Raw genomic sequence first — 23,188 nt, forward strand, 5'->3', positions numbered from 1 at the left:
AATAGCTGATAATTTTTTGATTATTGGATTGCTAGTTACTCTTAGACACGCGTCATTTTCTTTAGTGATCAGCGGACTACTTTCCCACATAATTTATCTTGAAAACAAATAAAATATCTGTATCAGATAAATCTCAGCCATATCACCAACACGGCATAAAGTCACTAATCCAATAAGAGGTTCTTATATTGCGTAGGCAAAACTGCGTACTCCCCCCACCCTGGTCTTTCTACGCACAACCCAATACCATTCCTCGTTATTGCCCCCCAAAAAATTACAATCTTATCTTGCGATTGATCATTAATCCCCTTCCTTTCTTGTTCAGATCTAACCGCCTTTATATGAAAATCTATAGCTCGTCGATGGCAGTACAGCTTCGTCATCCGTAGATTCCAATCTGCCGCTCCCATGGCCGTAGATGATTCAACTATCCCCCAGTACAGTCTTGGGGTTTCATCTACATCTTGGACACTCCGAATATCAATAAGTAGCGACTGAAGTAAAAAAGCGGATGAAGATCCCGGCAACAAATAATATTTATATAAATTTCGATCAAAACCCCTACATATGCCTGCTACCGTTGTAATTTTACTAGGAACTTCGAAACTTTCGCCATTGTGACTACTAAGAGGTACTGCGACAGTTGGTCCAGCTTGATCTACATGAACATCATCATAAATTTGGTTTTCGTCTGGAACGACCTGTTCAGGAGAATCCATAACAAACGAATCTATAATTGCAAGCTCCCCGCTTTCTATTGCTTGCCGTGCTAGCTCAACATTAGGATATAACTTTCCAGTGGTCTGCTTTGTACGAAGGGGGCAGTCAACTTCCACATATCTCGGTAAGTGGTTATAACGCGCTGACCGGTTATTAGAAAATAATGCCTTTTCCTTTGGCGATCTAGATAGATTTGTAAAACAAACAGGGCAGTATATATGACTTCCCATTACTTCCTGGTACTCACTCGGAAGAACACGCTGAGCGTGTTGCACTAAAACATTTTCATCACCTTCCTCAAAGGACCAACCTTCCATATAGAGCGCATATTCAATCCGATTCGCCATCTATCTATGTATCCTTATTAAAATTCGAGATTTTCAAAAATTAATTAACGCACTGCATATACAGAAAAAATAACGTAGTAAGTATTCGTAATTGCAGCTATAGCGTAGCGGTACTATGGGGCCTTGCCCCAAACCCCACATTCGCCATGTGGCAGAGTTACAGGGTCAAAAACCCTGCAACCCAACCTAAAGCGTGTTTTATCAGGGAATAATGTCAAGGATGCGCTTCGCCGGGTACTCACCCGGTCCCGGCAAGCCGGGCTGCAGCTTCTGTGCCCGTCCTTGACATAGAAAAGACTGCCTCAGAGTAGAGATTTGATGACGCAGCTTAGCTAGCCAGGTAGAGAATCTGCCACCATTTAAGCCTCAGCAGAGACTGAGCACTACACCAAAAATCCTAACTGGTTCTCTTCTTGGCTTGCCGATAGAGGCGGTTTATGAGCTCTTGAAAATCAATTTCACCAGCAATAAATCTCTCTGACTCAAGCAATGCGCCTTCTGGAACAGAAAATCCCTCAAGCCGCACTGAGGCCCGGGCAGAATCAGCAGCGGCTCTACGTTCGGGCTGGCCAGAGCTCATAAGAAACCCATATTTTCAATTATTTCCCTAGGTCGCTTAAATCTGACGGTTTAAGAACCTCTAGCTCAGTGTAAGTATTTCTGCTAGCACTAGTTTCAAGTGCTGTTTTCGCCTTAGTAGCATTAATACAATTATCTGATACAGCCGCTTTCGCACCCATTTCATTCCGACACTTCTCAAGCATCTCCTTACGTTCAACATCATGGTTTTTATAATAATCAACCGTCTGTGTTGCTTCGCTTTTTCCACAAGCAGTGAGAACTACTGACGCAAATACTACCGTAGAAACTAGAGATTTTTTCATTTCAAAAGCCGTCGTTCTAAAATATGCAGGGTTAATTTCAACGACAATTCTCCCTGCTTAAGCGTAGGCGGTCAACTCACACCAAACCCTTGGTCATGACCAAGAATCACAAGTCAGATCCTGGCACTCGTTGCACCTGAAGCACCAAAAGAATTTCACTACTTGATTGTTCATATCCTGTCGTGTGGAGAAATCGCGGCAAAAAGCTAAGGCCGTCTCGGGTGTTAGTGTCCTTACTTTCAGTAAGCCCACCCAACACTATGACATCCCCATCTTCCATACCTACTTTGGTTTTTAGTTCTCGCTTCGTTAGCGTTGGGGAATTATTAACCCCCGTGGTTGTTTTCACAAAGTTAGAAAGCTGTTGGGTGATATCCAAATCAATGATGCTTTCTTTTACAACGGGCCGAACATCAAAAATCACGCCGGAACTACGATATTCAACGGACTGAACAGCCTGACCTGCCCCTTGTGGGTATGACAGTGCGCCTAGTACAGGCACCTCCTGGCCCACTGAAAAAACACCTTGAGAACCGGACTGGATACGAAGAGCAGGTGACGACACCACCTTAAAACGACTATCACTGGACAACATGGAATAAACAGCATCCAGGCTGGTGTTTTTGATCTGAATAAAGTTACCCAAATTTGTAGCAGTGGAGCCTATACCAATACCTACATGCCCTCCAAGTAAGTTCGCCAGCAGTCCAAATGCTGAGCCTTGCCGGTCACTGTTGCTCACCTCATATACCAAGCCCCGTACTGCCACTTCGCCAACGCGCTGGTCGACTTGAGGCAGCAATTCACGTAAACGTTGAATTTCTTCTTCGGCACCTGCAAACACCAATACATCCGAAGACTGATCAATCAATGAGGCAGCCGAAGATGCTGACACTTCACTCTTAGGACTGGCTTCAGGCGTAGCCCTTACACTGCGGTTTGTAACGAATGACCCTTTGAACAACGGTGTCAGAGTCCGCGATAGATAAGACACTTCGCGGTATCGTGGCTGATAAATGTAGATGTGCTCAGCTTGAATAGGAGGCTCACCCTCAACACGTTTACGCACAAAATCCACGCCAGATTTTCGTTCTACCGTGTAGCCCAGGCTGTCTAAAAAATACTGCATAAAAAGCGGAAACTTGCCCTGATTGTCTGTATACCTGAAGGAAATTAGTCGCTCATCCTCAAGAACATCTGGAGCGAGCACATAAGGGGTATTGGTAGACTCTCGATAAATAAGCTGCACTGTTTCAGCGATGCTTGCGCCTTGCAAATCAAGGTTAACCAACTTGGCTTGAGCAGTCCCAGTTAGAGCCAAAGATAAGAGTGATGCCAGGATTCGAAGTTTCATTTATTGGCCTTTAGATGTGGGTTTACTGCCGGTCCAGGAGGTGATGCGTTCGCCATCAACCTCACCAATCGTTGCTGAGCCACTATTTTGAAAGTTGGAAGGATGCTCAAGCCGTATACGACCATCGTTAGACTGGATAACCGTGTAGACCGTTTTACCTGACTGCATGGTGCCAACCAGCCGCCAGGACGCGGACATAGCTTGTCGGGGTTGGGCGCGCTCTACCTGTGTGGAAGCAGGCAACGCTGAATCTGTCTTGAAATCACCGTAAGCAATTGATGTGGTTGCATTATTAATTTTCGTTCCACCACCAAAAAAACCTATTAACGTATAGATACTGAAGCTAAATACGCTAATGACCACAATGGCCAAAATCCACAGCTTCGGACTTTTCAAGACGTTCTGGCGACCATCAACTTGCAGCTCCTTGCCTGCCCCACCCGTATAGCTGCTATAGAGTGGGAAAATTTGTGCGTTATATCGCTTGTTCTCAACGGCTACACGACCTCTCTGCGTGAGCTTGTACCCTTCCCACACTTCCACACGGTAGGTCTTGTTCAGGCCCAGCGACTTTATCTTGGTGGTTCTGAAGGTAACTTCAACCACGACTTTGAGAATGCGATGCAAGTCGGAAATGTCTTGCACCATTAGCACTAGGTCGCAACAAACCTTGGTATCGGGATGCACAAAATGGCGATGCTCTCGAAAGAACACTTTATGTTCAGCTAGCAGCTTGCAGTCTGTCCCCCAGAAACGCCATGCCTCATCGATACAGATAATGTCACCGGCTTGGCAAAAGGTATCAACGTTCTCGCCATAAGGCAGAAAGTCGGCCTTCCCCACATCTTCATTTTTACAATGGACGACCGATCCCAGACCCTCCGGTTCAACACCATACTTCTCCTGGCAATAGGCGCGGATTGCATCGCTATCGATACCGTCCACGTTCGTGACTACGCGACGACCAGCCCTAACAGCAGGCACGATGACAGAGGACACACACTCATAGCTTTTCCCTGATCCCATCAGGCCGGTGTAAGCATTGATAGGCATAGTTTTTATCCGATGACCGGTATACGTCGGATGATGAAGCGCGTCGTGTAGGAAGAAACAACCATTGCAACTCCTGCCTGAACTTCAAACACATTAAGGAAGTACCACGTTGCAGCACCGATACCAGAAAACGCCGCATCAACAGCGTTTGATCCAGGTAGTAACTTCACGATGAAGCCGACAAACTCCGATGTAATGAAATACAGCGCGAAGAACAGCACAAACTTCACAAGAATGGAACGAAACACCCAAGTCAAGACACTACTCAATGCGGATAGAATGATCCCGAACATGATGACCTCACGCAGACAAAACGATAAATAGCGCAATCAGTGCCCATGCCAGCAACATGGCATCTTGGATGATGGCTTTGTTGTTATCGATCAAGATGCAATGTGCATCGAGTACGTGAGTGCCGTACAACTCAAGGGTCGGGCGGGGACATTCGCCAGCATGAGAAAATGGCTCGTATCCACGAAAACGCTCTCCAATGTCTAAAATAGGTTGCAGAATTTGCTGTGCAGTGGGAGTAGCTTCTAACGTTGGAAAACCAATACCAGGATCGGGGCCAAGATTTGTTGTAGGGTTTTCTGCGCCTGGGTTGGTTGTGTTCTGATTAGGTAACGCAGGAGTCGGAGCAGGAGACGAGGGATTTGCTGGCAAAGCCCACGGATTATTGTTGTTGCTGGTCGTCGGATTCGGGGAGACAAAATCTCTTACCGTAGGGGCTAAATCAAGATTAGCCTGCACCCAGGGAGTGACTTCTGCTGCGGTAAGAGGATCATTTTGTGGGTATGGCAAACCGTCATAGCCAGGCTCAAGGGCCGCTTCTTGCCATGCCCGGTTAGCCAAGGCAGCAACTAGAACCGGATTTAGAGGCTTATCGAGTTCTTCTTCTGTCAGATTATCAATAGCTTGCTGTGGCGTTAAGCCTTGAACATCTGGGAATGAGTTGGGTAAAGGATATGAAAAGGAAGCACAATTAGCGCCAATAGCTTGCATACCTGCACCACAACCAACCGGGGCGGTGCCTGACAAGGAAACCTTGTAATTTCCACACCAATAGTTTGTTGTGCCGTCGGCAAAGCAAGTCGGCTCTGTAATATTGGTATAGCCCTGCCGCTTCATATCTGTATAGCGATGCTCACGCGCCAATGCATCAGCATTTGCACCATAGTGTGCTTCGCCGCCCCAATCTTTGTATGTCCATACGCGATCCCCAGCATTAAAAGCATGAGATGGATAGGCACTGTTCTCCGCACTGGACTGGTCTATTAATCCATCATTCCGGAAGAACCAATCGACTAAAGTATCGATTCCCAGGCTTACTGCATAAGACACAACTGCTCCAACCCCTATTGCAAGAGCTACCGTAGCCCAGGCTGGTGCGGTGATCGCCCCGGCAGTAACCACTGCGGCTGTGCTGCCTGCACTCATAGAGAGGACAGGAGTCGCTCGCGCAACCGTATTCATAAAACGAGGATCATTTGCTGCAAAACCACGCTTCTGAATGCCTTCCTGCAAAACACCCGATATAGCCCTGGAAACACGCTCTGGTTCGGGCTTGGGCAGGGCTTGGGCATAAGTGACTGGTGTGATAAGCAAGCACCAAGCCAAGAAAAAAAAACGCAAACTAGATAAGGCCATTATTCCAATCCTTTGATTAGCGCCCAAGCGCTAACAATGCTCCAAGCGAAAATAACGAGATACCAAAGCGAAGTAATCACAGCTTTCACCTTCAAAAAAATAGATCAGGCGGGTGGCCAGTCCTGCCTGATTTACTTATGCTGTTGGATCAACCGCCGCGAATCAAACGTAATGCCATCTTGGCACCGGTCATAGTGGCGTAGATCGCTCCCAATACACCGGCCACAGCGATAATTGCTGTCATGATGTCCGATGCTTTAAATGCTCCAGTGATCGCAGTAAAGTCAATGCTGCCCGCCTCTTGGGCCATAACTGCACCCGATGCCAGCATCAGAGCAGTGGCGCCCAAGGCGGCAGCCACCGGCTTGAAATTAAATTTCAGCTTCTTCATAGGAAGTTCCTTCTTCTTTAAGTTGGGCAGGAAACCGCCTGCCTATCGGATCTACCTAACCCCTGCGGATCAGGTTCAATACGGTTCCAACACCACGCCCCAGCAGGAAGAACAGCACCACTACTGACAGTCCCAGGCTGAATACCTGGGCAACATCGGCAGCATTAAGCGCCGGAATCGGGTTGCCTACGGCTTCCAGCGTTTCGCGTTCAATGACGATCTGCTGGCGATGCTGCACAGGGCAATCCGTTCCGGCTTCGGTGCTAATGTCGCAGTACTGGAGATAGATGCGTGTCATGACGAGAGCTAGGCTTAGGCGCTTTTCTGATCTTTAGGAATGCGCTCAACCGGCTTCACCCCCATAACAATGTTCTTAGTCACATCGCCGTTCGTGACACGCATGAACTCGACTTCTCCAACAAATGGGAATTCCAAGTGCATGATTGCTTGAGCCGCTTCGGCTTTTCCGAGCGAATACTCTTGGCTGGCATAGCCTTTGGCACGCCCAGTCGTGAAATCCAATGCTTCCTCGATATACACCTTGCCACTGTCGATATTCTTGCCATCAATATTCCCGGAGAAGAATTTGACGCCCATGATCTTGCATCTTTCGATTGCCATTTCTATTTCCTTTTCGCCTGTTTGCGCGTAGTCCGGCTCGGCGTATTCCGGCGCGAAAATTCCTAACCGTATTTCCGGCGATACCACTCCGGTGCTTCCAAGGCAGCCACGTCGATAGTGCGTATTCGGATTGGTAAACGCATCACATTTGATGGCACAGAAATATCAATGCCGTACTCCAGCAACGCACTGCGGTGTCTGTAAAATGTGGCCAGGGAGAGGCCAAGAGGAAAACCATCACGCCAACTCACATAAGTGGCTCGAAGATGGCGAGGCAAGTCGTCAAAGCTTTCGTATTTCACTTTCTCAAACCTCGTGAACTGGGAGCGGCTCAAAAAAACATCATTCAAATCTTGTTGTTTTATCGCTCCGAGATAAGCCATTCCACGCTGGGTCAAAAAGCGACTTTTGAGACTAAACTCCTCTCTGAGAACCCCATAGTTCCTACAAAAATCAATTACTTCAGTATCAACATGGGAACCAGATTTACGGCGGAAGTGGCGCTCAAACTCAACATGCTTGGCATAAATTTTTCCGTACACATATTTACTGCCTGAGCCGTATTCAATCGTTGCGCCATCCGGTCTCAACACGCCCTTTTGTCGACCAATATGGTGTCCCGCAAGAGAAGATAAAACCGCCTGGATTGCCTTTTCGGAAAAAGTGGCGTAGTTCATCGTCACATCTATTCTTGATACTCTGGCACCGGTCCATGTCCAGCCTGAGTCGGCAAAACGAAAGAGCTTCCCCTTGGTAAAAGGTGGAATCGAGTGCAGGTTGAGCAAGCTATTAATACGAGAGATAGTTTCGTCCCACTGGTAGCCGAATAAGTTGTCTCGCCGGTTATAGCGAGCAATATTCCCACTGAACTCCACTCCTACCCCGTCACAGCGAATATCCACTCGACTATCAAAGGAACCTTCCAGTCCAAGCCTTTGATCAACCTGCCAATCAATTGAGCCATCCGAATCTATGCGAATGACTTTGCCGCCATTCAGCACCGGAACCCCTCCTTCAGGCCGCTCTTGTCTGATAGTCACCCAGTCTATGAAGATCGGAATACTCACAATCAGACCTTCACAAGAGAGTGTTTTTTCTCATCTGTGAGACTAACTTTACGTGTAACTGGTACGTAAGATGCTTCGGCGCTCCGCGCCTCCGCCGCACCTCCTCGCCCCGCTGCGGGGGCTGCGGCGGAGGCTTGGAACGCAAAAGGAGCTTTCTGCCAGATAACAGGCACCATTAGTTCTCGAGTTAAGCCGCATCCTTGTTTCATAACGCGAACTCCGCTGCACGTTGTGCCGCTTTGATTCGTACAGCCTCGACATTGATAAACACTCGTTTACCAACCTTGATGGTGGGCCAATAGCCACGATTACATTGGGCCTGGAAGACCGAGTGCTCTATGCCCATAGCCTGAGAAAACGCGATTGGCGTCATTAATGGCATTGAGAGCGCTATAGGATTGCTATGTGCAACAAGTAAACTATCCATTTGTATAAATTACCCGCTCGAAATACACTACGATGAATTCGCAATAAAATTGCGAGTAGCAATAGAGCGCACAATATAGAGGATTTATTGCGATGTCAATAGAGTTCAACGCCCGTGTACTACTGCTGATCGAAGAACTAGTGGACAGCGCTCGAAACTTAGAAAGAAGGAGTTTCTGGAAGCGCCTTGAAGAAATAACGGAGATCAATGCTCGTACGTGGCGAAGCATCCACGAACAGAGGCAGCGAGCGACCACAGAGGTGCTAGCGGCTCTAGGCAAACTCCGTCCGCAGTACGCTTTTTGGTTAATGACCGGAATAACTGATGTTGCTAACGGTCATATCGCCCCAGTAACTGCAACAACATTGCCTGAGCGCGCGCATATGGAAGACCCCCTGGCTGAACGCTACTTTCAGGCCTCAATAGAGTTCAAAGATCGAGTGCTATCTGAAAGCATAGACACCCTGGAAAACTCGATTAAGGCATTGGCACGCACGATTGTGTTCGCAAGATGGTGGGACAGTGTTTTAGTGGACAAAATCTACGACGAGTGCTCATCAGAGCAGTACCAGTCTTTGAAAGACATCTGGCAGAAACGGGAGGAAGCAAGAGCCAATCATCTTGCTCGACTATCAAAGGAAAAGTCGAACAACCCTCACGGAGACGAAGTACCTGTGCCAGACCCACGCACGGCTCATCAACATCAATTTTTTATGTTTTACGAACCAAGGCATGACGATACGAAGGACTGATACAGGATGGCTGGTAGATATTCAGCCTGGAGGGCGAGGTGCGAAGCGTCTACGCAAAACGTTTCGCACTCAGGCAGAAGCGAAGAATTGGGAAGTGTGGGTCAAGTCGAACGCCAACAGTAAGGCGGACTGGATGCCGGAGAAGAAAGACCTACGGCGGCTGGATGAATTAGCTACCATCTGGTTTGACCATCATGGCAAAGAGCTGCGGGCGGCAGAGGATACCTATAAGCGGATTAAGGCCGCTATCACTGCGCTAAAAAACCCCATCGGCAGTGAGTTTAATGCACAGGTTTTTGCGGGGTATCGTAGCCAGCGCCTGGATGCAGGCATTTCCTTGAACACCATAAACCGTGAGCATGCATACATGCGGGCCATGTTCAATGAGCTAATTCGGCTTGGTGTCTGGAAACGAGACAATCCGCTGAAAGACCTGCGCCAGTTCAAGGTACAAGAAAATGAGCTGTCTTATCTGACCAAGGAGCAGATCGCGGTGCTTCTGGTCGAGCTGAAAAAATCGATCAACCCGCATGTGGATTTGGTGTCACGGATTTGCCTTGCTACGGGTGCCCGTTGGAGCGAAGCAGAGCAATTACAACCACAGCAGGTACGGCAGCGACTGATCCAGTTCGCCCGCACGAAAACAGGCAAGGCGCGGGCAGTACCTATCAGCCAGGAAATGCAGGACGAGATTTTTACCCATCATGCTGAGCATCGGAACATGGGTGCAATGTTCACCGGCTGTACCGGTGCGTTTAAGGAGGCCATTGAACGCGCTGGTATTCAGTTGCCGATGGGGCAGCTTACCCATGTTCTGCGTCACACCTTTGCCAGCCATTTTATGATCAATGGCGGCAATATTTTGACTTTGCAGCGCATCTTGGGGCATCAAGATTTGAAGACGACCATGCGGTATGCGCATCTTGCTCCTGACCATCTTGATTCAGCCAGAATGCTAAATCCTTTGGTATCTTAGCCTTTTTGCGGAGCCTTGAAATAAGAGCGGGTAATAATCACAGGCTGCCGCATCACCTATGAGCAGAATCCGACTCGATATGCAAAAAAAGCCACCAGAAGGTGGCTTGGTAGCACTGCAGCCGTCGGGAATCATCCCAAGCTGGCCGTATTGACCCCATTCAATGGGGCTGGAGCAGGCCCTGTGACGATGCGCTGTACGGAGCTTTGCGAAATACCATATTGCGAAGCGAGCGCCTCTTGTGTGTAGCGGCTGGCGTGATACAGGTGATATATCTCACGCTTGACCTGATCAGAAATTTGAACACGTCCTTGCTCAACAGGCAGGAGCGCCAACATCTCCTGTAACACTGTCCCGTGCTGGTTCAAACTATCTTGATTTTGGTGGTACTGAGCCAACAAATTGACGTATCGCAGTCGATCCTCAGGGGTCACCAGGCGTGTACCAAGAAGAGTCAATTGCGAAAACAGATTCGACTGTTGCCACTCCAGCTCCATGATGAACTGGCGAATTCGTCCGATTTCGTGCTGCTGTACCTGGGGCGCTTGTGAATAGTAAGCGCCTTGGCTGTCAAATGGTGGGGGCATAGCTGATATAACCTCTCTTTGGGTTTGTTTGGGTACCCTAATTGTATATGAATACCCACAATTACCCAACATAAATTCAGGCAGTTAGGAATTCTTCCAGAATCTGGCATGCTCAGCGTTGGCTTACTCCAAATACAGCAAGCGTTTTCAACATGTTTATCTTGTCTACTAGTAATGGGGCTTCGCCCCAAACCCCACGTTCGCCACGTGGCAGGGTTGCAGGGCAAACAGCACCCTGCAACCCAACCAATAGCGTGTGTGATCAGTGGTGTGTCAAGGATTCGCTTCGCCGGGTACTCATCCGGTCCCGGCAAGCCGGGCTGCGGCTTCCGTGCCCGTCCTTGACATGGCACACAACACCTTAGGAAGTTGTTGGTGACAACCAATCTTGCGTCGAAACTTGGTTGACACCCCAACCGCAGAAAACAAAAAAGCCACCCGACTGGGTGGCTTTTTTGTCCTGATTTAACAGAGGTATTCTGGTGGCGCATCCCTGATTCGAACAGGGGACCTGCGGATTATGATTCCGTCGCTCTAACCTGCTGAGCTAATGCGCCGAAGAAGAAATTATAGCAAGGTTTCGTCTTTTAGCAAGCACTTATCTCGATCTTTTTTCATCTTTTTGATAATTCTCTCCTATGAAAACGCTAAGCCCTTGTATTCATTGAGCTTCCCTTCTTCAACGCCTGCTCCTGCCACCCATCCAAATGATACAAAAAGTAAACTACCCGGCCTTTTCCTGCTACTCCTCCCCCTTGCGCCCTATCAAGCCTGTTTGTCATTCCCTATTGCTACACTGCCTGCTTGGCGTTTGACCCGTCCTTGTTAATTGACTGACGTCCGTGATCCGGACCTTCCACAGGAACTTTGTTTATGGCCAGTACGCTTGCTATTGTTGTCTCGCTTTTGCTGCTGATGTTCTTCGCTTATCGGGGGGTGACGGTTCTGTTGCTGGCTCCCTTGATGGCCGCCCTGGCTGTGCTGCTCTCGGGGGACTCCGGGTTTTTGTTGCCCATCTACACATCCACCTTCATGAGCGCGCTTAGCGGCTATGTGCTTCAGTTCTTGCCCATCTTCTTGTTAGGTGCCTTGTTTGGTCAGTTGATGGCGGACTCCGGTGCGGCTCAGGCGATTGCTCAGTGGATTACACGCAAGCTGGGACATCGTCATGCTATTGCCACCATTGTGATGGTGTGCGGCGTACTGACTTATGGTGGTGTGTCCTTGTTCGTGGTGGCCTTTGCCATCTATCCGATCGCCAAGGATCTGTTTCGCGCCGCAGGCATCCCCAAGCGTCTGATTCCCGCATCGATTGCTTTGGGCTCCTTTACCTTCACCATGACGGCTCTGCCTGGCACGCCTGCCATTCAGAACGCGATTCCTATTCCTTATTACGGCACTAACGTGTTTGCTGCACCGGGGCTGGGGATTATTGGTGGTTTGATCATGGCTTTGGGTGGCTTGTGGTGGCTGCAGTCGCGTGCGCGCAAAGCTATTGCGAATGGCGAAGGCTATGGCGACCACGGTCAGGATCATTTTGATGCCAGCGACGATCACAGTACGCATGGTCAGAAACCCATGCCTATCTTCCTGGCTATCTTGCCGCTGATTCTGGTGATTGGCGTCAATGCCTTGTTCACTTATGGGATTTTCCCCGGCACGAACTTCGAGTTCATGGCCGAGCGCTTCCCTCAGGTTGATCCTGCCAAGATTACGGGTCTGTGGGCGCTGATTATTGCCTTGATTACCGCGAACCTGGTGCTGATCATCAGCCGCTTGGGTCACTGGAAGAATCTGCGCGAGAGCATCAATAAAGGCGTATTTGGTTTCATGCTGCCGTTGTTCAATACCGCCTCTGAAGTTGGTTACGGCGCGGTAATTGCCAGCCTGGCAGGCTTTGCGATTATTCGGGACTTTGTGTTGAACGTGGCTCCTGGCAATCCACTGATCTCGGAAGCAGTCGCCATGACGACATTGGCCGGGATTACAGGCTCGTCTTCAGGTGGTTTGAGTATTGCCTTGCAGACGTTGGGTTCGGATTATTTGGCGATGGCTCAGCAAGCTGGCATCAGCCCTGAACTGCTGCACCGAGTGGCGGTGATGGCAGCGGGCGGTCTGGATACCCTGCCCCATTGCGGCGCGATCATTACCTTGCTGTCCATCTGCAAGCTGAACCACCGTCAGTCCTATGGCAATATCGCCATGGTGACAATGGCTGCTCCTATCTTTGCGCTGATCACCGTGATTACGTTGGGTACGATTTTTGGCAGCTTCTAGATTTTCTTCTATCAGCGCATCGGGCCAGCCCATTGGGCTGGCTTTTTAGTCCACATGGAGACAACCGACACACCAGGACCGTAGAGTCAGGACGTTAAAACCACACCCAAGAACCATTTAAACCTGCCTAAGTAGAAACACCAGCAACAACAAGGGCTTCCATAAGCAACTGATTTACAACAATAAAAATCAACATAACATAAACAATATAACCATTATCACGCTATTTTCAGATATTCTCCGCCACTATCAGAAATGCTTCATGCCTATGAAGCTAGCCAGCTAACTAAAAAATAATCAGGTCCCGCTACGCCATCTACAAAAAAGGCGAGGCGAGGTCCTACCTGATACGAAGATTCGGAGACACACATATGAAATTTGGCCAAAAGCCCAACTTCGGGTTCTGACACCTCCCTATCATCAGCCACGCTCAACGATGCTGTACGACTACGCATCTGAAGGCGGAATGTTGCTCTCAATATCGCGACGTATCTTTTATTATCCGGAGGTCCTGCATGAGTACAGCGCCTTTTAATCGGCGACAGTTCCTGAAGTTTAGTGTCGTATCCGGCGTATCCATTTATATGGCGCCTTTTATACCCAAGGCAGCACAGGCCACACTTCTGGGAGAACACGACTCCCGCCCTACGCCCTGGAATAGCATAGAGCGACAAGTACCCTTCAAGATTGACGGTACGCGACAAGTCACCGGCAGCAAATTTTTTGTACGTGACATTCGCGCCAAAGATATGCCCGGTTGGCCAGAGCATCAGGCTCACGCCTTTATCCTGCGCGCCGCTCAAGCTGATCATCGTTACATCGGCCTGGACCTGGAAGCGCTAGGTGCCGACCTACAACCCGATATATTGATCCAGGCCCAGGACCTCGCCAAGGCACAACTGGAACTGCCTGACTACTACAACGACGAGATGCTACTGGCCACCGGTAAGACGGCACGCTTTTTAGGGCACCCGGTCGCCATCTTGATCTACAAAGACTTTGATCGCTACCGCCGCGCTAAAAATGCCAGCAAGAGATCCGCCGTGCTGAAGTATGGAGACAAGACAGGCTTCAGGGAAATAGATGCCTATGGTGGGGCACGCTATATCCGCGTAGAGGGCGATACTCCAGGGGCCGACGATATATTCTCCAGCATGAAGGACGGAGTCGTGTTTCCGGAAAAAATTCAGGGAAACTCACCTGTATGGCCGTCCAGCAAGGGAAACACCAATACAGCGAAGGCCATCGCCTTGAGCGAAGCGATGCAAGAACGTTTCGACCAACCACCTAATGACTGGCTCGTGTTCGATGGTGAGTACTACTCCCAATCGATCGACGGCGCCCCTTTAGAACCGGAGTGCATCAATTGCTGGTATGACAACAAAAACAAAGAGCTGCAAATGGTGGTCGGCTCCCAAACCCCGGGGGCGGATGGTGCAGAAGCTGCGGGCATAGTGGCCGCATCCCAATTTGGTTTGGAGAACATCATTGTCCACCCCTGTACGGCCACAGGTTACGGGGTCAAGGAGCACAGCGCTTTCAACCACTACGGAGTTGTTGCTGCCCTGTTTACAGACAATATGCCCGTACGGCTAGCCAATGACCGCTTTGAGCAGTTTCAAGCTGGTCAAAAACGACACTCCAACCGCATGAACAACCGCATTGCTATCGACAGAAAGAGCGGCAAGATCATGCAGTACCAGAGCTTTAGCATAACGGACGGTGGAGGCAGGGCTACGTGCAGCTGGGCGGTCACCACAGGCGGTGCACAAAGCGCACAGGGTATTTACTATCTGCCCAAGAGCGACTCCTGGGGAATTGCACTGGCCTCGCGCGCGGTGGAGGCCGGCTCCATGCGTGGTTATGGCAAGGGACAGACCATGACTGCCATGGAACTGATGTTGGACGAAGCAGCCGCTCGCCTGAACATGGACCCCATCGAATTACGCCTCAAGAACGTCATGCGCAGCGGTCAGAAAAATATGGAAGGAGGGATTCCGGCGGGCTCCCTGCGTGCCAGGGAGATTTTAGAAAAAGCACATCAACATCCATTGTGGACCGGGCGGGACAAGAAAAAGAAAGAGTTTGAAGCCAGTAACCCAGGCAAGCTGTATGGCGTGGGCTTTGCCTGCGTTATGAAAAACTATGGCACCGGCGCGCAAGGAGACCATTCTGGTATCGAAATTGATGAGCAAGGGCAAGTCCACCTTCGCACCTCGACGGTAGAAATTGGTACGGGCTCGGCAACGTCCCAAGCAGTGATCTGTGCCAAGTGGGTTGGCCGCGCTGCACACACGGTAAAGGCTTCACATCTTGACTGGCCTGAGCTGGATATGCAGGCTACTCACAACCCCTACACCTTAAAACAGCCTGATCAAGACAAACATCAAACCAATCCACGCTGGACACCGGTTCTATCCTCCGGCTCCTACGCCAGCAGCTCCTCCTACTTTGGTTCTCACGGCACCTCGGAAGCGGCTCGCTTGCTGTTTCTGTATGGACTATGGCCAGCCGCCCTGTCCATCTGGGGGGAAGGTTACGGTGGTGGTCAAATCGCCCCCTTGACCGTACGCCCTGAGGACGCCAGCTGGACCGACGATGGCCTGCTCAGCACCGGAGGTCTGGAACCCCTCACACTGCCACAACTGGCCAAGCGCGCCCACGAGCTGGAATTGGTTACTGGTGTTGTGCTGCATGCGTTTAACCGCTACCAGTGGGCCGAGGCCGACTTTGAGGTAGCTGGCCAAAACCTGCGACTACCGCTGGATGGGCTGGCACTGCGCCATGGAGCAGGCACCAAGACCGAACAGGCCAAGGCGCGTAATGGCTATCAGCGACTGGAGCGTCGCAATATCAGCTACCCGCCTGTGTCACGTCGTCGAGGCGGTTACCTGTATTACTCCGCCGTTGGCGTGTTAACGGAAGTGGAGATCGACAGCAAAAGTGGTGAACAGACCTTATTGTCAGCACATACGTGGATCGACTGCGGCAAGCCCATCGTGCCCCAACTAGTCATGAGTCAGGCCGAGGGGGGGTTAGCCATGGGATTGGGTCAGGCCTGGTTCGAGGATCTACCGCTGCACGAAGGTGGCCCCGGCGATGGCTCCTGGAATTTTCACCGCTATCGCCTACCTCGCGCCAAGGATGTGGCCGTCTGGAACACCTGTTTCGAACTACTGGACCAGATTTCCGAGACGGACTCTCCCAAGGGAATTGCCGAAGTGGTGATGATCCCCATCATTGCTGCCGCTGTCAGCGGTGTTAACCACGCTACAGGACAGTTCTTTCGTGAACTGCCTGTGACCGCAGAAAAAATCAAGGAGCGCTTGGCATGAGCAGCCCCACTAAGACCTTACACCTCAACATTAATCGGGTGGACTTGCAAACAATGGACGTCAGCCCAGATCTGCCCATGATCGACTTTCTGCATGAGCATGCAGGGCTGACCGGCACGCATTTAGGCTGCGGAATGGGGATTTGCCATGCTTGTGTTGTCATCGTGGATCACCCGGACGGACGTAGCGAAGAGATACAAACGTGCATCACACCAGCCAGTTACTTTGAGGGCAAAAAAATACGCACGATCGAGGCCCATGCCCAGCGGGATGCACAGGACAAGGTCACGCAACTGCACCCTGTACAACAAGCCTTTTTGGAGCACTTTGCCTTTCAGTGTGGTTACTGCACCCCCGGCTTTGTAAATGCGGGAATTGTGCTGTACGAGTCCCTGCAAAAGCAGCCCGTTTCACGTGAACAAGTTGAAGCCAAAGTATCGGAAGGTTTACAAAACCATATCTGCCGCTGTACCGGCTATGTCCGTTACCACCAAGCAATGAGGGATCTGATTCTCGCCACTCCAGGCATGGTCAGTTAAGTCACAAAGGCTGCGGGGGATCTAGCTGGTGATCCCCTGGCAACTGCACGGCAAAATTCTGGGCTCAGCCACGCTGGTATCGAGGCGTTCGAGTACTCGACAATACGCCTTCCGTTGCAACGCCATCTGTCTGCTCGTGTCACATGGTTAGCTAGATGGAGGGCTTACATCGCGCAGTACAGTGCCTCGATGCACACGGCTCCTTTTACCCTGTGCTAGGATTTGGATCTATGGCCGCATATTCTCAAGGCCCTCTATCAGGAGCACACCATGAACTACACCTACACCCTTAACGAGTTAGGCACTGAAGCGATTCGTCAGTTTGTTCTGGATCGTGGTCAGCCTGATCTGAACCTGCAGGCTTATATCGCCGCTGCCGAAGTAGAGGCCGATAATTTCAATGCGGGCGGCAGCCAGCGCGGCCAGATCGAGATCGATTCCAACTGCAGCAAGGATGGTTTGACGCATACCCTGCTACTGGAAAAACACTGGTTTGCGACCCAGCCTGTTCCTGAGGCGCCCAGTGAAGACAGCTTCTTCTAAATAGAAGCTGGGCTTGTCTGTCAGTTCACAATCGACTGACTGTTAGACAGACACAAGCTCAGCTATCGGCCCCTCGCCTCTCTATAGATATTGGCCCAGGTAAGCCCAAACCGCTGCCTGGGCCTCAAACTGTCTGAGGGACCAATAAGATTCATATAGAAACTGGGCATATTGCCGCATGATCTGATGCATTCGGATGCCGGAACATTATCAGAGGAAAACCCGTCGCTGGCGTTCCAGGAGTCAACCAGTCCGCAAAGCAGGACCCTACCCGCCCTAATCCACCTGCAAACCAATCTTGTAGGCCAAGGCCCCAAATCGGTCGATGTCGTTCCAGATCATGGCCTTGAAGCCACTGGCTTGTGCTGATTCATTGCCTTCTTGCGGCGTATAACCCAATGCCAGCAACTGCGATTGCATGGCCGGGTCCGTCAGGGCTTTTTGCACGACGCGGTTCAGCGTATTGATAATGTGTTCAGGCGTGTGAGACGGGGCCAACAGGCCGTGCCATTGGTCCAGCTCGAAATCACTATGACTGACTTCAGCCACGGTTGGCACTTTAGGCAGAACGGGGCTGCGTTGGGCAGAGGTGACGGCCAGGGCGCGCAAGTGTCCGGACTCGATCAAGGTAGCCGCGCTGGACAAGGTCACAATGCCTAAAGGCACCTGGCCCGCGACCACATCGTTCAAAGCGGGGCCGCAGCCGCGATACGGGATATGCAGCAAGGTCGTGCCTCGCAAGTCATAGAGCATCTCTCCGGCCAGATGCTGAGGAGTGCCATTTCCGCAGGACGCATAAGCCAAGGCCGGTTCGGACTGCTGCTCCAGAACTTGTTCCAGATTCTGAATATCCGAGCCGTGTCCGGTCACGATCACGGAGGGCACAAATCCTATATTCGCAATCGGCGCAAAGTCTTCTTTGGGTTTGAAGCCCAGGTTACGAAATACGCCAGGATTGATAGCGAAAGAGCTATTGGCCATCAGCAAGGTGTAGCCGTCAGCGCGAGCATAAGCTACCGCCCGCGCACCAATATTGCCGCTGGCACCAGGTCGGTTGTCGATAATAACGGGTTGGCCCAGCGCCCTTTCCAGCCTGGGGCCCAGTTTGCGGGCCAGCAAGTCGGTCCCGCCGCCAGGCGGAAAGGTGACGATCACGGTAATCGGCTTGAGGGGATATGTCACAGCCTGCTCGGCTGCCACCTCCCTTGCCTGCGCCGCTGGATTACCCAAGCCTAGCGCCACCATTCCCAGCAAGGCGGCTGCTGCCGCCCGCTTCCCCACCTGAAAACCCGCCATTACAGCTAACACGTTTCTCTACTCAAGCGTCCAGACCAATATCCAGCACACGGGCACTGTGCGTAATCCAGCCCACTGCGATTCGGTCTACACCGCAACGGGCTATTTCTACGGCTGTTTCAGGAGTGATACGGCCAGAGGCTTCTGTTTTGGCTCGGCCTGCGACGCGGGCCACGGCCTCGGTCAAGGTTGCGGTGTCCATATTGTCCAGAAGAATGCTGTCCACACCCAGTTCCAGCACTTCATCCAGCTGCTCCAGGGTATCGACTTCCACCTCAATGCAAACCAGATGGCCAATATAGGCACGGGCTGCTTCCACCGCGGCTTTGACACCCCCGGCAACGGCAATGTGGTTATCTTTAATCAGTACCGCGTCATCCAGACCAAAGCGATGGTTGCTGCCGCCCCCGACTCGAACTGCGTATTTCTGCACAGCGCGCAGACCGGGCATGGTTTTACGGGTGCAAGTGACTTTCGTGCCGTAGGGCGCAATCGCGCGGGCAATGGAGGCAGTTGCCGATGCCACGCCACTTAAATGCCCCAGGAAATTCAAGGCGCAGCGCTCTGCCGTCAGCATGGAACGGGCCGAGCCGCTAATGACCGCAATCTGCGCCCCCGGAGTCAGGACATCGCCATCTTGCAGTTGGGCCTCGAAGCGCAGCGTAGGGTCCAGCAAGGTAAAGGCCAGACGAGCCAGATCCAGGCCAGCCAACACACCTTCCTCGCGGGCCACCAGGCGCATTTGCGTGCGCGTTGCTGCGGGAACGATGGAATCCGTCGTCAGATCACCAGCGCGACCCAAGTCTTCTTGCAAGGTGGCGCGCACCAAGGGTTCCAGGATGACGTCGGGCAAGGAAGGAATACGGTGAGCTCGTGTCTCTGCAGCTTGCGCTGTCGGCTCGGAGGCGTTAATTATGCTCATTATGAGTATTTAAATCGCTAAAAATAAGGCCTAATGGCACGGTGCATTTATGCTATTCCTGAGCATAAGCACTGTCAAGCCATAGGCCCGCTTTTTAACGCGCTTGTTTTGCCAGCGGCAATTTACTGCCCGAGATGGCCCGTTCAAACAAAACGTCTCCACGAAAGCGAAACAATTTGGCGGGTCGGCCTGAACCACCCACACTCATGGCGCCGGTTTCTTCCACCAGGGCTTGCTGTTCAATCAAACGGCGAAAGTTCTGCTTATGCAGTCCCCGCCCTGCCAAGGCTTCCACGGCCTGCTGCAATTGCAGCAAGGTGAATTCTGGCGGCATCAGTTCAAACACAACAGGACGGTATTTGATTTTGGCGCGTAGACGTGCCAAGCCAGTGGCCAGAATACGGCGATGATCGTGACGCATGCCCAGACCCAGCTCGTAATGCTTGCCCAGCTCTTGCTGTTCACGCTGGCGACGGCGACAGGACTCGGGCAACAAGCCCGCTTCATACAGCAGCTCGTAACGCTGCAAAACAAAGTCCTCGTTCCAGATCGCCCCTTCCAGGCCAAAACTGTAATTGACGCGCTGGCGGCGCAAGGCCCGCAAGGATTCGTCCTGCTCGCACCAGTCCAGCAAGGCAGGCACGATGGTTTTCTGAATAATGTCCGGTGCACCATCGCGTCGGTCTTCCCACGGGAAGTAACGGTAGCAGTCCTGCCAGATCACCTGGGCTACATCCGGCTGGCCAACTTCACGCGTCAGCCCGACATAGCTGACCGACACAATACGCGTGCCCTGCGCGTCAAAACGATCCCTGTCTGCAAAGGTATACAGCTGCTCCACATACCCCACCGGGTGATGGGTTTGGGTTTCCACCCAATCGCGCAGCCCCGTTTGCAAAGAACGGTGCGTGTGCTGAAACGGTCCGGCGGGCAAGGCCTGCCCGGCATCCGTGGTCAAGACACGAGGCTCACCATCGGTGACAGCCACTAAAACAGCCACCAGCTCAGCACTGACTACAGGTTCCTGCGTATCGATCACATATTCTCCTTCTGAATCGCGCCAGCGCGCATCTGGCGGATTATAAGCGAGGCCCGCCCTGCTCCGGCGGGCGGCAGGGACGCTATCCGAAATTACAGTGGGTACCATATTTTCAGATGCTCAAATTATGACCCATGAACATCTAAGCCTAAAGAAATTCGCCTGCCTGCCGTTAAGCGTTTGAACTGTATGTGTTTGCCATAAATGACAAGCAAGCGCTCAGTCAGAGGCCGGATCAGACAACAGTTTCACGCTTTGTTCTGCTCCGCCATTCGCAAAAATAGAAGGTTTCTGACAATTCAGGTCGATCACGGACAGACAGAAGCCTATGCCCCGTTTTTGCATGGCCCATGCGGGCTTGACGGCCCCCCGCGTCCCCTTTGTTGTTCTCCTCCAGGATGATGAATGCGTAAGAATTTCCCCATTACCCAGGACGAGGTTCGCGTCCGGGCCGATCAGTACCTTATTTCAAAAACTGACCTGAAAGGTCGGATCACCTACGCGAATGCAGCCTTTATTGCGATCAGTGGCTTCACCCGTGAGGAGCTGATCGGCAAGGCCCATAACCTGGTCCGCCACCCCGACATGCCCCCCGAGGCTTTCCAGGATTTCTGGGATACCTTGCAAAGCAAGCGCCCCTGGATGGGCGTGGTAAAGAATCGCCGCAAGGACGGCGGTTTTTACTGGGTGTACGCCATGGCGGTGCCTATTTACGAAAATGGCACCGTCGCTGGCTATGCTTCGGTACGCGTAAAACCCAGCCAGGAACAAATCGACGAGGCCGAAAGCCTGTACGCCGCCATTAATGAAGGCCGCGCCAAAGGTGTACGCCTGCATGAAGGCCGTGCTGTGCCTACCGGTTGGCGCAAGGCCTTGAGTCAGTTGCGCCGCCCTTTCAGCAACTCCTTGCGTGCCAGCCTGTTCCGTATGGGCACCCTGGCTCTGGCCACGACCGGCACCGCCTTGTACTTCGCCCTGACGGGGGGCGTACCTCAAGGCTCGGGTTTGTGGCTGACAGGTGGCTTGTGTCTGGCCAGTGCCGTGATGATGGGTTACGGCTGGCTGATTGCCCAGCGTGTGATCCGCCCTCTGGACCAGGCCTCCCTGATCGCCCAGCAAATTGCCACCGGCAACTTGCAGCTGGATATTGACATCAACTCCAGCGAAAGCAATTCGGAAATTGGCCAGCTCTACTTCTGTCTGGATTTGATGCGCAAGAGTCTGGTGGGAATTGCCAGTGATGCACGCACCGGGATTGATGCCTCTATCCATGCGGCCCGCATTCTGGAAGTCAACAATACCAATCTGGCATCGCGCACCGAAGATCAGGCTGCGTCCTTACAGGAAACCGCCGCCAGCATGGAAGAACTGACGGTAACCGTGCGTCAGAACGCAGATAACGCCAATCAGGCCAGCCAGTTGGCCGATGCCAGTATGCAGATTGCTCAGCGTGGCGGCGAAGTGGTCAATGAAGTGGTACAGACCATGCAAGGCATTCACGACAGCTCGCGCCGCATTGGCGATATCGTCACCGTCATTGAAGGCATTGCCTTCCAGACCAATATTCTGGCACTGAACGCGGCGGTGGAATCGGCCCGTGCCGGTGAGGCTGGCCGTGGCTTTGCCGTGGTGGCCGGTGAAGTGCGCAGTCTGGCCCAGAAGAGTTCCCAAGCTGCTGGCGAGATCAAGAACCTGATTGATGCCTCGGTCAGCCGTATGGCCGTGGGTGCCGAACAAGCTGCCCGCGCGGGCGCCACCATGGGTGAGGTCGTGGACTCGGTAAAACGTGTCACGGATATTATCGGCGAGATCTCCACCGCGTCGATCGAGCAGGCCAGCGGTCTGGATCAGATCAACGAAGCGATGGCCAAGATGGATGGAGTCACCCAGCAGAATGCCGCCCTGGTACAGGATCTGGGCAACACCATGAGCGACCTGGCCTCCGAAGCCTCCGAGCTGGCCGATGCCATCAAGGCCTTGAATACCGGCTCTGTCGATTCCAACCAAAGTGCTCCTGCTTTGGCTCAGTTGAGCAAGGCTCCCACCATGCAGGTACTGTCCTACCAGAACACGCAGCCCTTTCAGGTTCAAAGTGCCAAAACAGCGAACGCCCGCCTGGAAGCGATTCGTCGCTAAACTATAAAATCAGGATCGGCAGCGGCTCTGCTGATCCTGATAAAACTGACAGCTAGACAAAACAATAATTCCGGGATCGGTTTTGATACCCGGAATACTTGAAAATAATAATTAATAATAAAATCAAGGAAGTAGACCACTGTAACCTTGCTCTGAAACCCTGGATTTTGCTTGTCATTACATTGACACATTTAGACTCTAATGCAAATACCAGGTAACAAAATTGAGTCAATATGAAACATAATGATCTGTCCTTTTCCGCCTACGTCTTTAAC

At 51.7% G+C, this 23,188-nt stretch carries 22 protein-coding genes and 1 tRNA gene; 7 read left to right on the forward strand and 16 right to left on the reverse strand.

Annotated elements, in window-relative coordinates:
* Window positions 1-164: 164 nt before the first annotated feature.
* The 11 genes from N879_RS20345 to N879_RS05460 all read right to left on the reverse strand — a co-directional run bounded on the left by N879_RS20345 (window position 165) and on the right by N879_RS05460 (window position 8,084).
* Window positions 165-1,067 carry a hypothetical protein gene (locus N879_RS20345; protein ID WP_031232292.1) on the reverse strand — a complete coding sequence of 301 codons (903 nt, stop codon included), beginning with the start codon at window positions 1,065-1,067 and terminating at the stop codon, window positions 165-167.
* Window positions 1,068-1,464: 397 nt separating this feature from the next.
* Window positions 1,465-1,647 (reverse strand): antitoxin VbhA family protein, encoded by a 183-nt coding sequence (locus N879_RS20955; RefSeq protein WP_128831634.1) that lies wholly within the window; start codon window positions 1,645-1,647, stop codon window positions 1,465-1,467.
* Window positions 1,648-1,666: 19 nt separating this feature from the next.
* On the reverse strand, window positions 1,667-1,951 hold the full coding sequence (locus tag N879_RS20355) for an EexN family lipoprotein (RefSeq protein WP_128831633.1): 285 nt from the start codon (window positions 1,949-1,951) through the stop codon (window positions 1,667-1,669).
* 106 nt (window positions 1,952-2,057) lie between these two features.
* Window positions 2,058-3,305, reverse strand: coding sequence for a type II secretion system protein GspD (locus N879_RS20360; RefSeq protein WP_021446801.1), 1,248 nt, complete (start codon window positions 3,303-3,305; stop codon window positions 2,058-2,060).
* Complete coding sequence (locus N879_RS05435) at window positions 3,306-4,358, reverse strand: zonular occludens toxin domain-containing protein (RefSeq protein ID WP_009458372.1); 1,053 nt, start codon at window positions 4,356-4,358, stop codon at window positions 3,306-3,308. It lies immediately after the preceding gene.
* 5 nt (window positions 4,359-4,363) lie between these two features.
* Window positions 4,364-4,651 (reverse strand): DUF2523 family protein, encoded by a 288-nt coding sequence (locus N879_RS05440; RefSeq protein ID WP_009458364.1) that lies wholly within the window; start codon window positions 4,649-4,651, stop codon window positions 4,364-4,366.
* 7 nt (window positions 4,652-4,658) lie between these two features.
* Entirely contained in the window at window positions 4,659-6,005 is a 1,347-nt protein-coding gene (locus N879_RS20365; RefSeq protein WP_128831632.1) for a hypothetical protein, read from the reverse strand.
* Between the two features lie 148 nt (window positions 6,006-6,153).
* Window positions 6,154-6,396, reverse strand: a complete 243-nt coding sequence (locus N879_RS05445) for a hypothetical protein (RefSeq protein ID WP_009458362.1) — start codon at window positions 6,394-6,396, stop codon at window positions 6,154-6,156.
* A gap of 55 nt (window positions 6,397-6,451) precedes the next feature.
* A complete protein-coding gene (locus tag N879_RS05450) occupies window positions 6,452-6,694 on the reverse strand; it encodes a hypothetical protein (protein WP_009458360.1) in 243 nt (80 codons plus the stop codon).
* Window positions 6,695-6,708: 14 nt separating this feature from the next.
* Window positions 6,709-7,104 carry a hypothetical protein gene (locus N879_RS05455; protein ID WP_009458358.1) on the reverse strand — a complete coding sequence of 132 codons (396 nt, stop codon included), beginning with the start codon at window positions 7,102-7,104 and terminating at the stop codon, window positions 6,709-6,711.
* Window positions 7,080-8,084 carry a phage/plasmid replication domain-containing protein gene (locus tag N879_RS05460; protein WP_021446805.1) on the reverse strand — a complete coding sequence of 335 codons (1,005 nt, stop codon included), beginning with the start codon at window positions 8,082-8,084 and terminating at the stop codon, window positions 7,080-7,082. The genes N879_RS05455 and N879_RS05460 overlap by 25 nt, the downstream gene beginning before the upstream one ends.
* Before the next feature lie 519 nt (window positions 8,085-8,603).
* Between N879_RS05460 and N879_RS05465 the strand changes: the two genes are divergently transcribed.
* Together N879_RS05465 and N879_RS05470 are read left to right on the forward strand one after the other, a co-directional pair.
* A complete protein-coding gene (locus N879_RS05465) occupies window positions 8,604-9,263 on the forward strand; it encodes a hypothetical protein (RefSeq protein ID WP_009458354.1) in 660 nt (219 codons plus the stop codon).
* A gap of 133 nt (window positions 9,264-9,396) precedes the next feature.
* Window positions 9,397-10,239, forward strand: coding sequence for a phage integrase (locus N879_RS05470; RefSeq protein ID WP_235484242.1), 843 nt, complete (start codon window positions 9,397-9,399; stop codon window positions 10,237-10,239).
* A gap of 131 nt (window positions 10,240-10,370) precedes the next feature.
* On the opposite strand, the gene N879_RS05475 is transcribed toward N879_RS05470, so the two are convergent.
* A complete protein-coding gene (locus N879_RS05475; protein ID WP_009458351.1) occupies window positions 10,371-10,826 on the reverse strand; it encodes a hypothetical protein in 456 nt (151 codons plus the stop codon).
* Window positions 10,827-11,306: 480 nt separating this feature from the next.
* Window positions 11,307-11,383: transfer RNA gene (locus N879_RS05480), tRNA-Met, on the reverse strand.
* A gap of 316 nt (window positions 11,384-11,699) precedes the next feature.
* Here N879_RS05480 and N879_RS05485 point away from each other — a divergent pair.
* The 4 genes from N879_RS05485 to N879_RS05500 all read left to right on the forward strand — a co-directional run bounded on the left by N879_RS05485 (window position 11,700) and on the right by N879_RS05500 (window position 17,520).
* The gene (locus tag N879_RS05485) at window positions 11,700-13,103 is read left to right on the forward strand and encodes a GntP family permease (protein ID WP_021446808.1); all 1,404 of its coding nucleotides are present in this window, start codon (window positions 11,700-11,702) and stop codon (window positions 13,101-13,103) included.
* Between the two features lie 515 nt (window positions 13,104-13,618).
* Entirely contained in the window at window positions 13,619-16,438 is a 2,820-nt protein-coding gene (locus N879_RS05490) for a xanthine dehydrogenase family protein molybdopterin-binding subunit (protein ID WP_021446809.1), read from the forward strand.
* Window positions 16,435-16,977 carry a (2Fe-2S)-binding protein gene (locus tag N879_RS05495; protein WP_009458347.1) on the forward strand — a complete coding sequence of 181 codons (543 nt, stop codon included), beginning with the start codon at window positions 16,435-16,437 and terminating at the stop codon, window positions 16,975-16,977. The genes N879_RS05490 and N879_RS05495 overlap by 4 nt, the downstream gene beginning before the upstream one ends.
* A gap of 270 nt (window positions 16,978-17,247) precedes the next feature.
* Complete coding sequence (locus N879_RS05500) at window positions 17,248-17,520, forward strand: hypothetical protein (protein ID WP_009458345.1); 273 nt, start codon at window positions 17,248-17,250, stop codon at window positions 17,518-17,520.
* Between the two features lie 276 nt (window positions 17,521-17,796).
* On the opposite strand, the gene N879_RS05505 is transcribed toward N879_RS05500, so the two are convergent.
* The 3 genes from N879_RS05505 to N879_RS05515 all read right to left on the reverse strand — a co-directional run bounded on the left by N879_RS05505 (window position 17,797) and on the right by N879_RS05515 (window position 20,777).
* The gene (locus N879_RS05505) at window positions 17,797-18,816 is read right to left on the reverse strand and encodes a tripartite tricarboxylate transporter substrate binding protein (protein WP_009458343.1); all 1,020 of its coding nucleotides are present in this window, start codon (window positions 18,814-18,816) and stop codon (window positions 17,797-17,799) included.
* A gap of 22 nt (window positions 18,817-18,838) precedes the next feature.
* On the reverse strand, window positions 18,839-19,738 hold the full coding sequence (gene nadC / locus N879_RS05510) for a carboxylating nicotinate-nucleotide diphosphorylase (RefSeq protein WP_009458340.1): 900 nt from the start codon (window positions 19,736-19,738) through the stop codon (window positions 18,839-18,841).
* Window positions 19,739-19,832: 94 nt separating this feature from the next.
* Window positions 19,833-20,777, reverse strand: coding sequence for an NUDIX hydrolase (locus N879_RS05515; protein ID WP_021446810.1), 945 nt, complete (start codon window positions 20,775-20,777; stop codon window positions 19,833-19,835).
* A 405-nt stretch (window positions 20,778-21,182) separates the two neighbouring features.
* On the opposite strand from N879_RS05515, the gene N879_RS05520 reads away from it, so the two are divergent.
* A complete protein-coding gene (locus tag N879_RS05520; RefSeq protein ID WP_009458338.1) occupies window positions 21,183-22,913 on the forward strand; it encodes a methyl-accepting chemotaxis protein in 1,731 nt (576 codons plus the stop codon).
* Window positions 22,914-23,188: the final 275 nt, after the last annotated feature.

The sequence above is a fragment of the Alcaligenes sp. EGD-AK7 genome (assembly GCF_000465875.3).
In the GTDB taxonomy this organism is placed as follows: domain Bacteria; phylum Pseudomonadota; class Gammaproteobacteria; order Burkholderiales; family Burkholderiaceae_B; genus Alcaligenes; species Alcaligenes phenolicus.

Coding starts and splice junctions, on each gene's coding strand:
- N879_RS20355 (WP_128831633.1), bottom strand. CDS start 1,951: ATGAAAAAATCTCTAGTTTCTACGGTAGTATTTGCGTCAGTAGTTCTC.
- N879_RS05470 (WP_235484242.1), top strand. CDS start 9,397: ATGCCGGAGAAGAAAGACCTACGGCGGCTGGATGAATTAGCTACCATC.
- N879_RS05475 (WP_009458351.1), bottom strand. CDS start 10,826: ATGCCCCCACCATTTGACAGCCAAGGCGCTTACTATTCACAAGCGCCC.
- N879_RS05495 (WP_009458347.1), top strand. CDS start 16,435: ATGAGCAGCCCCACTAAGACCTTACACCTCAACATTAATCGGGTGGAC.
- N879_RS05450 (WP_009458360.1), bottom strand. CDS start 6,694: ATGACACGCATCTATCTCCAGTACTGCGACATTAGCACCGAAGCCGGA.
- N879_RS20955 (WP_128831634.1), bottom strand. CDS start 1,647: ATGAGCTCTGGCCAGCCCGAACGTAGAGCCGCTGCTGATTCTGCCCGG.
- N879_RS05445 (WP_009458362.1), bottom strand. CDS start 6,396: ATGAAGAAGCTGAAATTTAATTTCAAGCCGGTGGCTGCCGCCTTGGGC.
- N879_RS05500 (WP_009458345.1), top strand. CDS start 17,248: ATGAACTACACCTACACCCTTAACGAGTTAGGCACTGAAGCGATTCGT.
- N879_RS05505 (WP_009458343.1), bottom strand. CDS start 18,816: ATGGCGGGTTTTCAGGTGGGGAAGCGGGCGGCAGCAGCCGCCTTGCTG.
- N879_RS05465 (WP_009458354.1), top strand. CDS start 8,604: ATGTCAATAGAGTTCAACGCCCGTGTACTACTGCTGATCGAAGAACTA.
- N879_RS20360 (WP_021446801.1), bottom strand. CDS start 3,305: ATGAAACTTCGAATCCTGGCATCACTCTTATCTTTGGCTCTAACTGGG.
- nadC (WP_009458340.1), bottom strand. CDS start 19,738: ATGAGCATAATTAACGCCTCCGAGCCGACAGCGCAAGCTGCAGAGACA.
- N879_RS20345 (WP_031232292.1), bottom strand. CDS start 1,067: ATGGCGAATCGGATTGAATATGCGCTCTATATGGAAGGTTGGTCCTTT.
- N879_RS05490 (WP_021446809.1), top strand. CDS start 13,619: ATGAGTACAGCGCCTTTTAATCGGCGACAGTTCCTGAAGTTTAGTGTC.
- N879_RS05485 (WP_021446808.1), top strand. CDS start 11,700: ATGGCCAGTACGCTTGCTATTGTTGTCTCGCTTTTGCTGCTGATGTTC.
- N879_RS05440 (WP_009458364.1), bottom strand. CDS start 4,651: ATGTTCGGGATCATTCTATCCGCATTGAGTAGTGTCTTGACTTGGGTG.
- N879_RS20365 (WP_128831632.1), bottom strand. CDS start 6,005: ATGGCCTTATCTAGTTTGCGTTTTTTTTTCTTGGCTTGGTGCTTGCTT.
- N879_RS05520 (WP_009458338.1), top strand. CDS start 21,183: ATGCGTAAGAATTTCCCCATTACCCAGGACGAGGTTCGCGTCCGGGCC.
- N879_RS05435 (WP_009458372.1), bottom strand. CDS start 4,358: ATGCCTATCAATGCTTACACCGGCCTGATGGGATCAGGGAAAAGCTAT.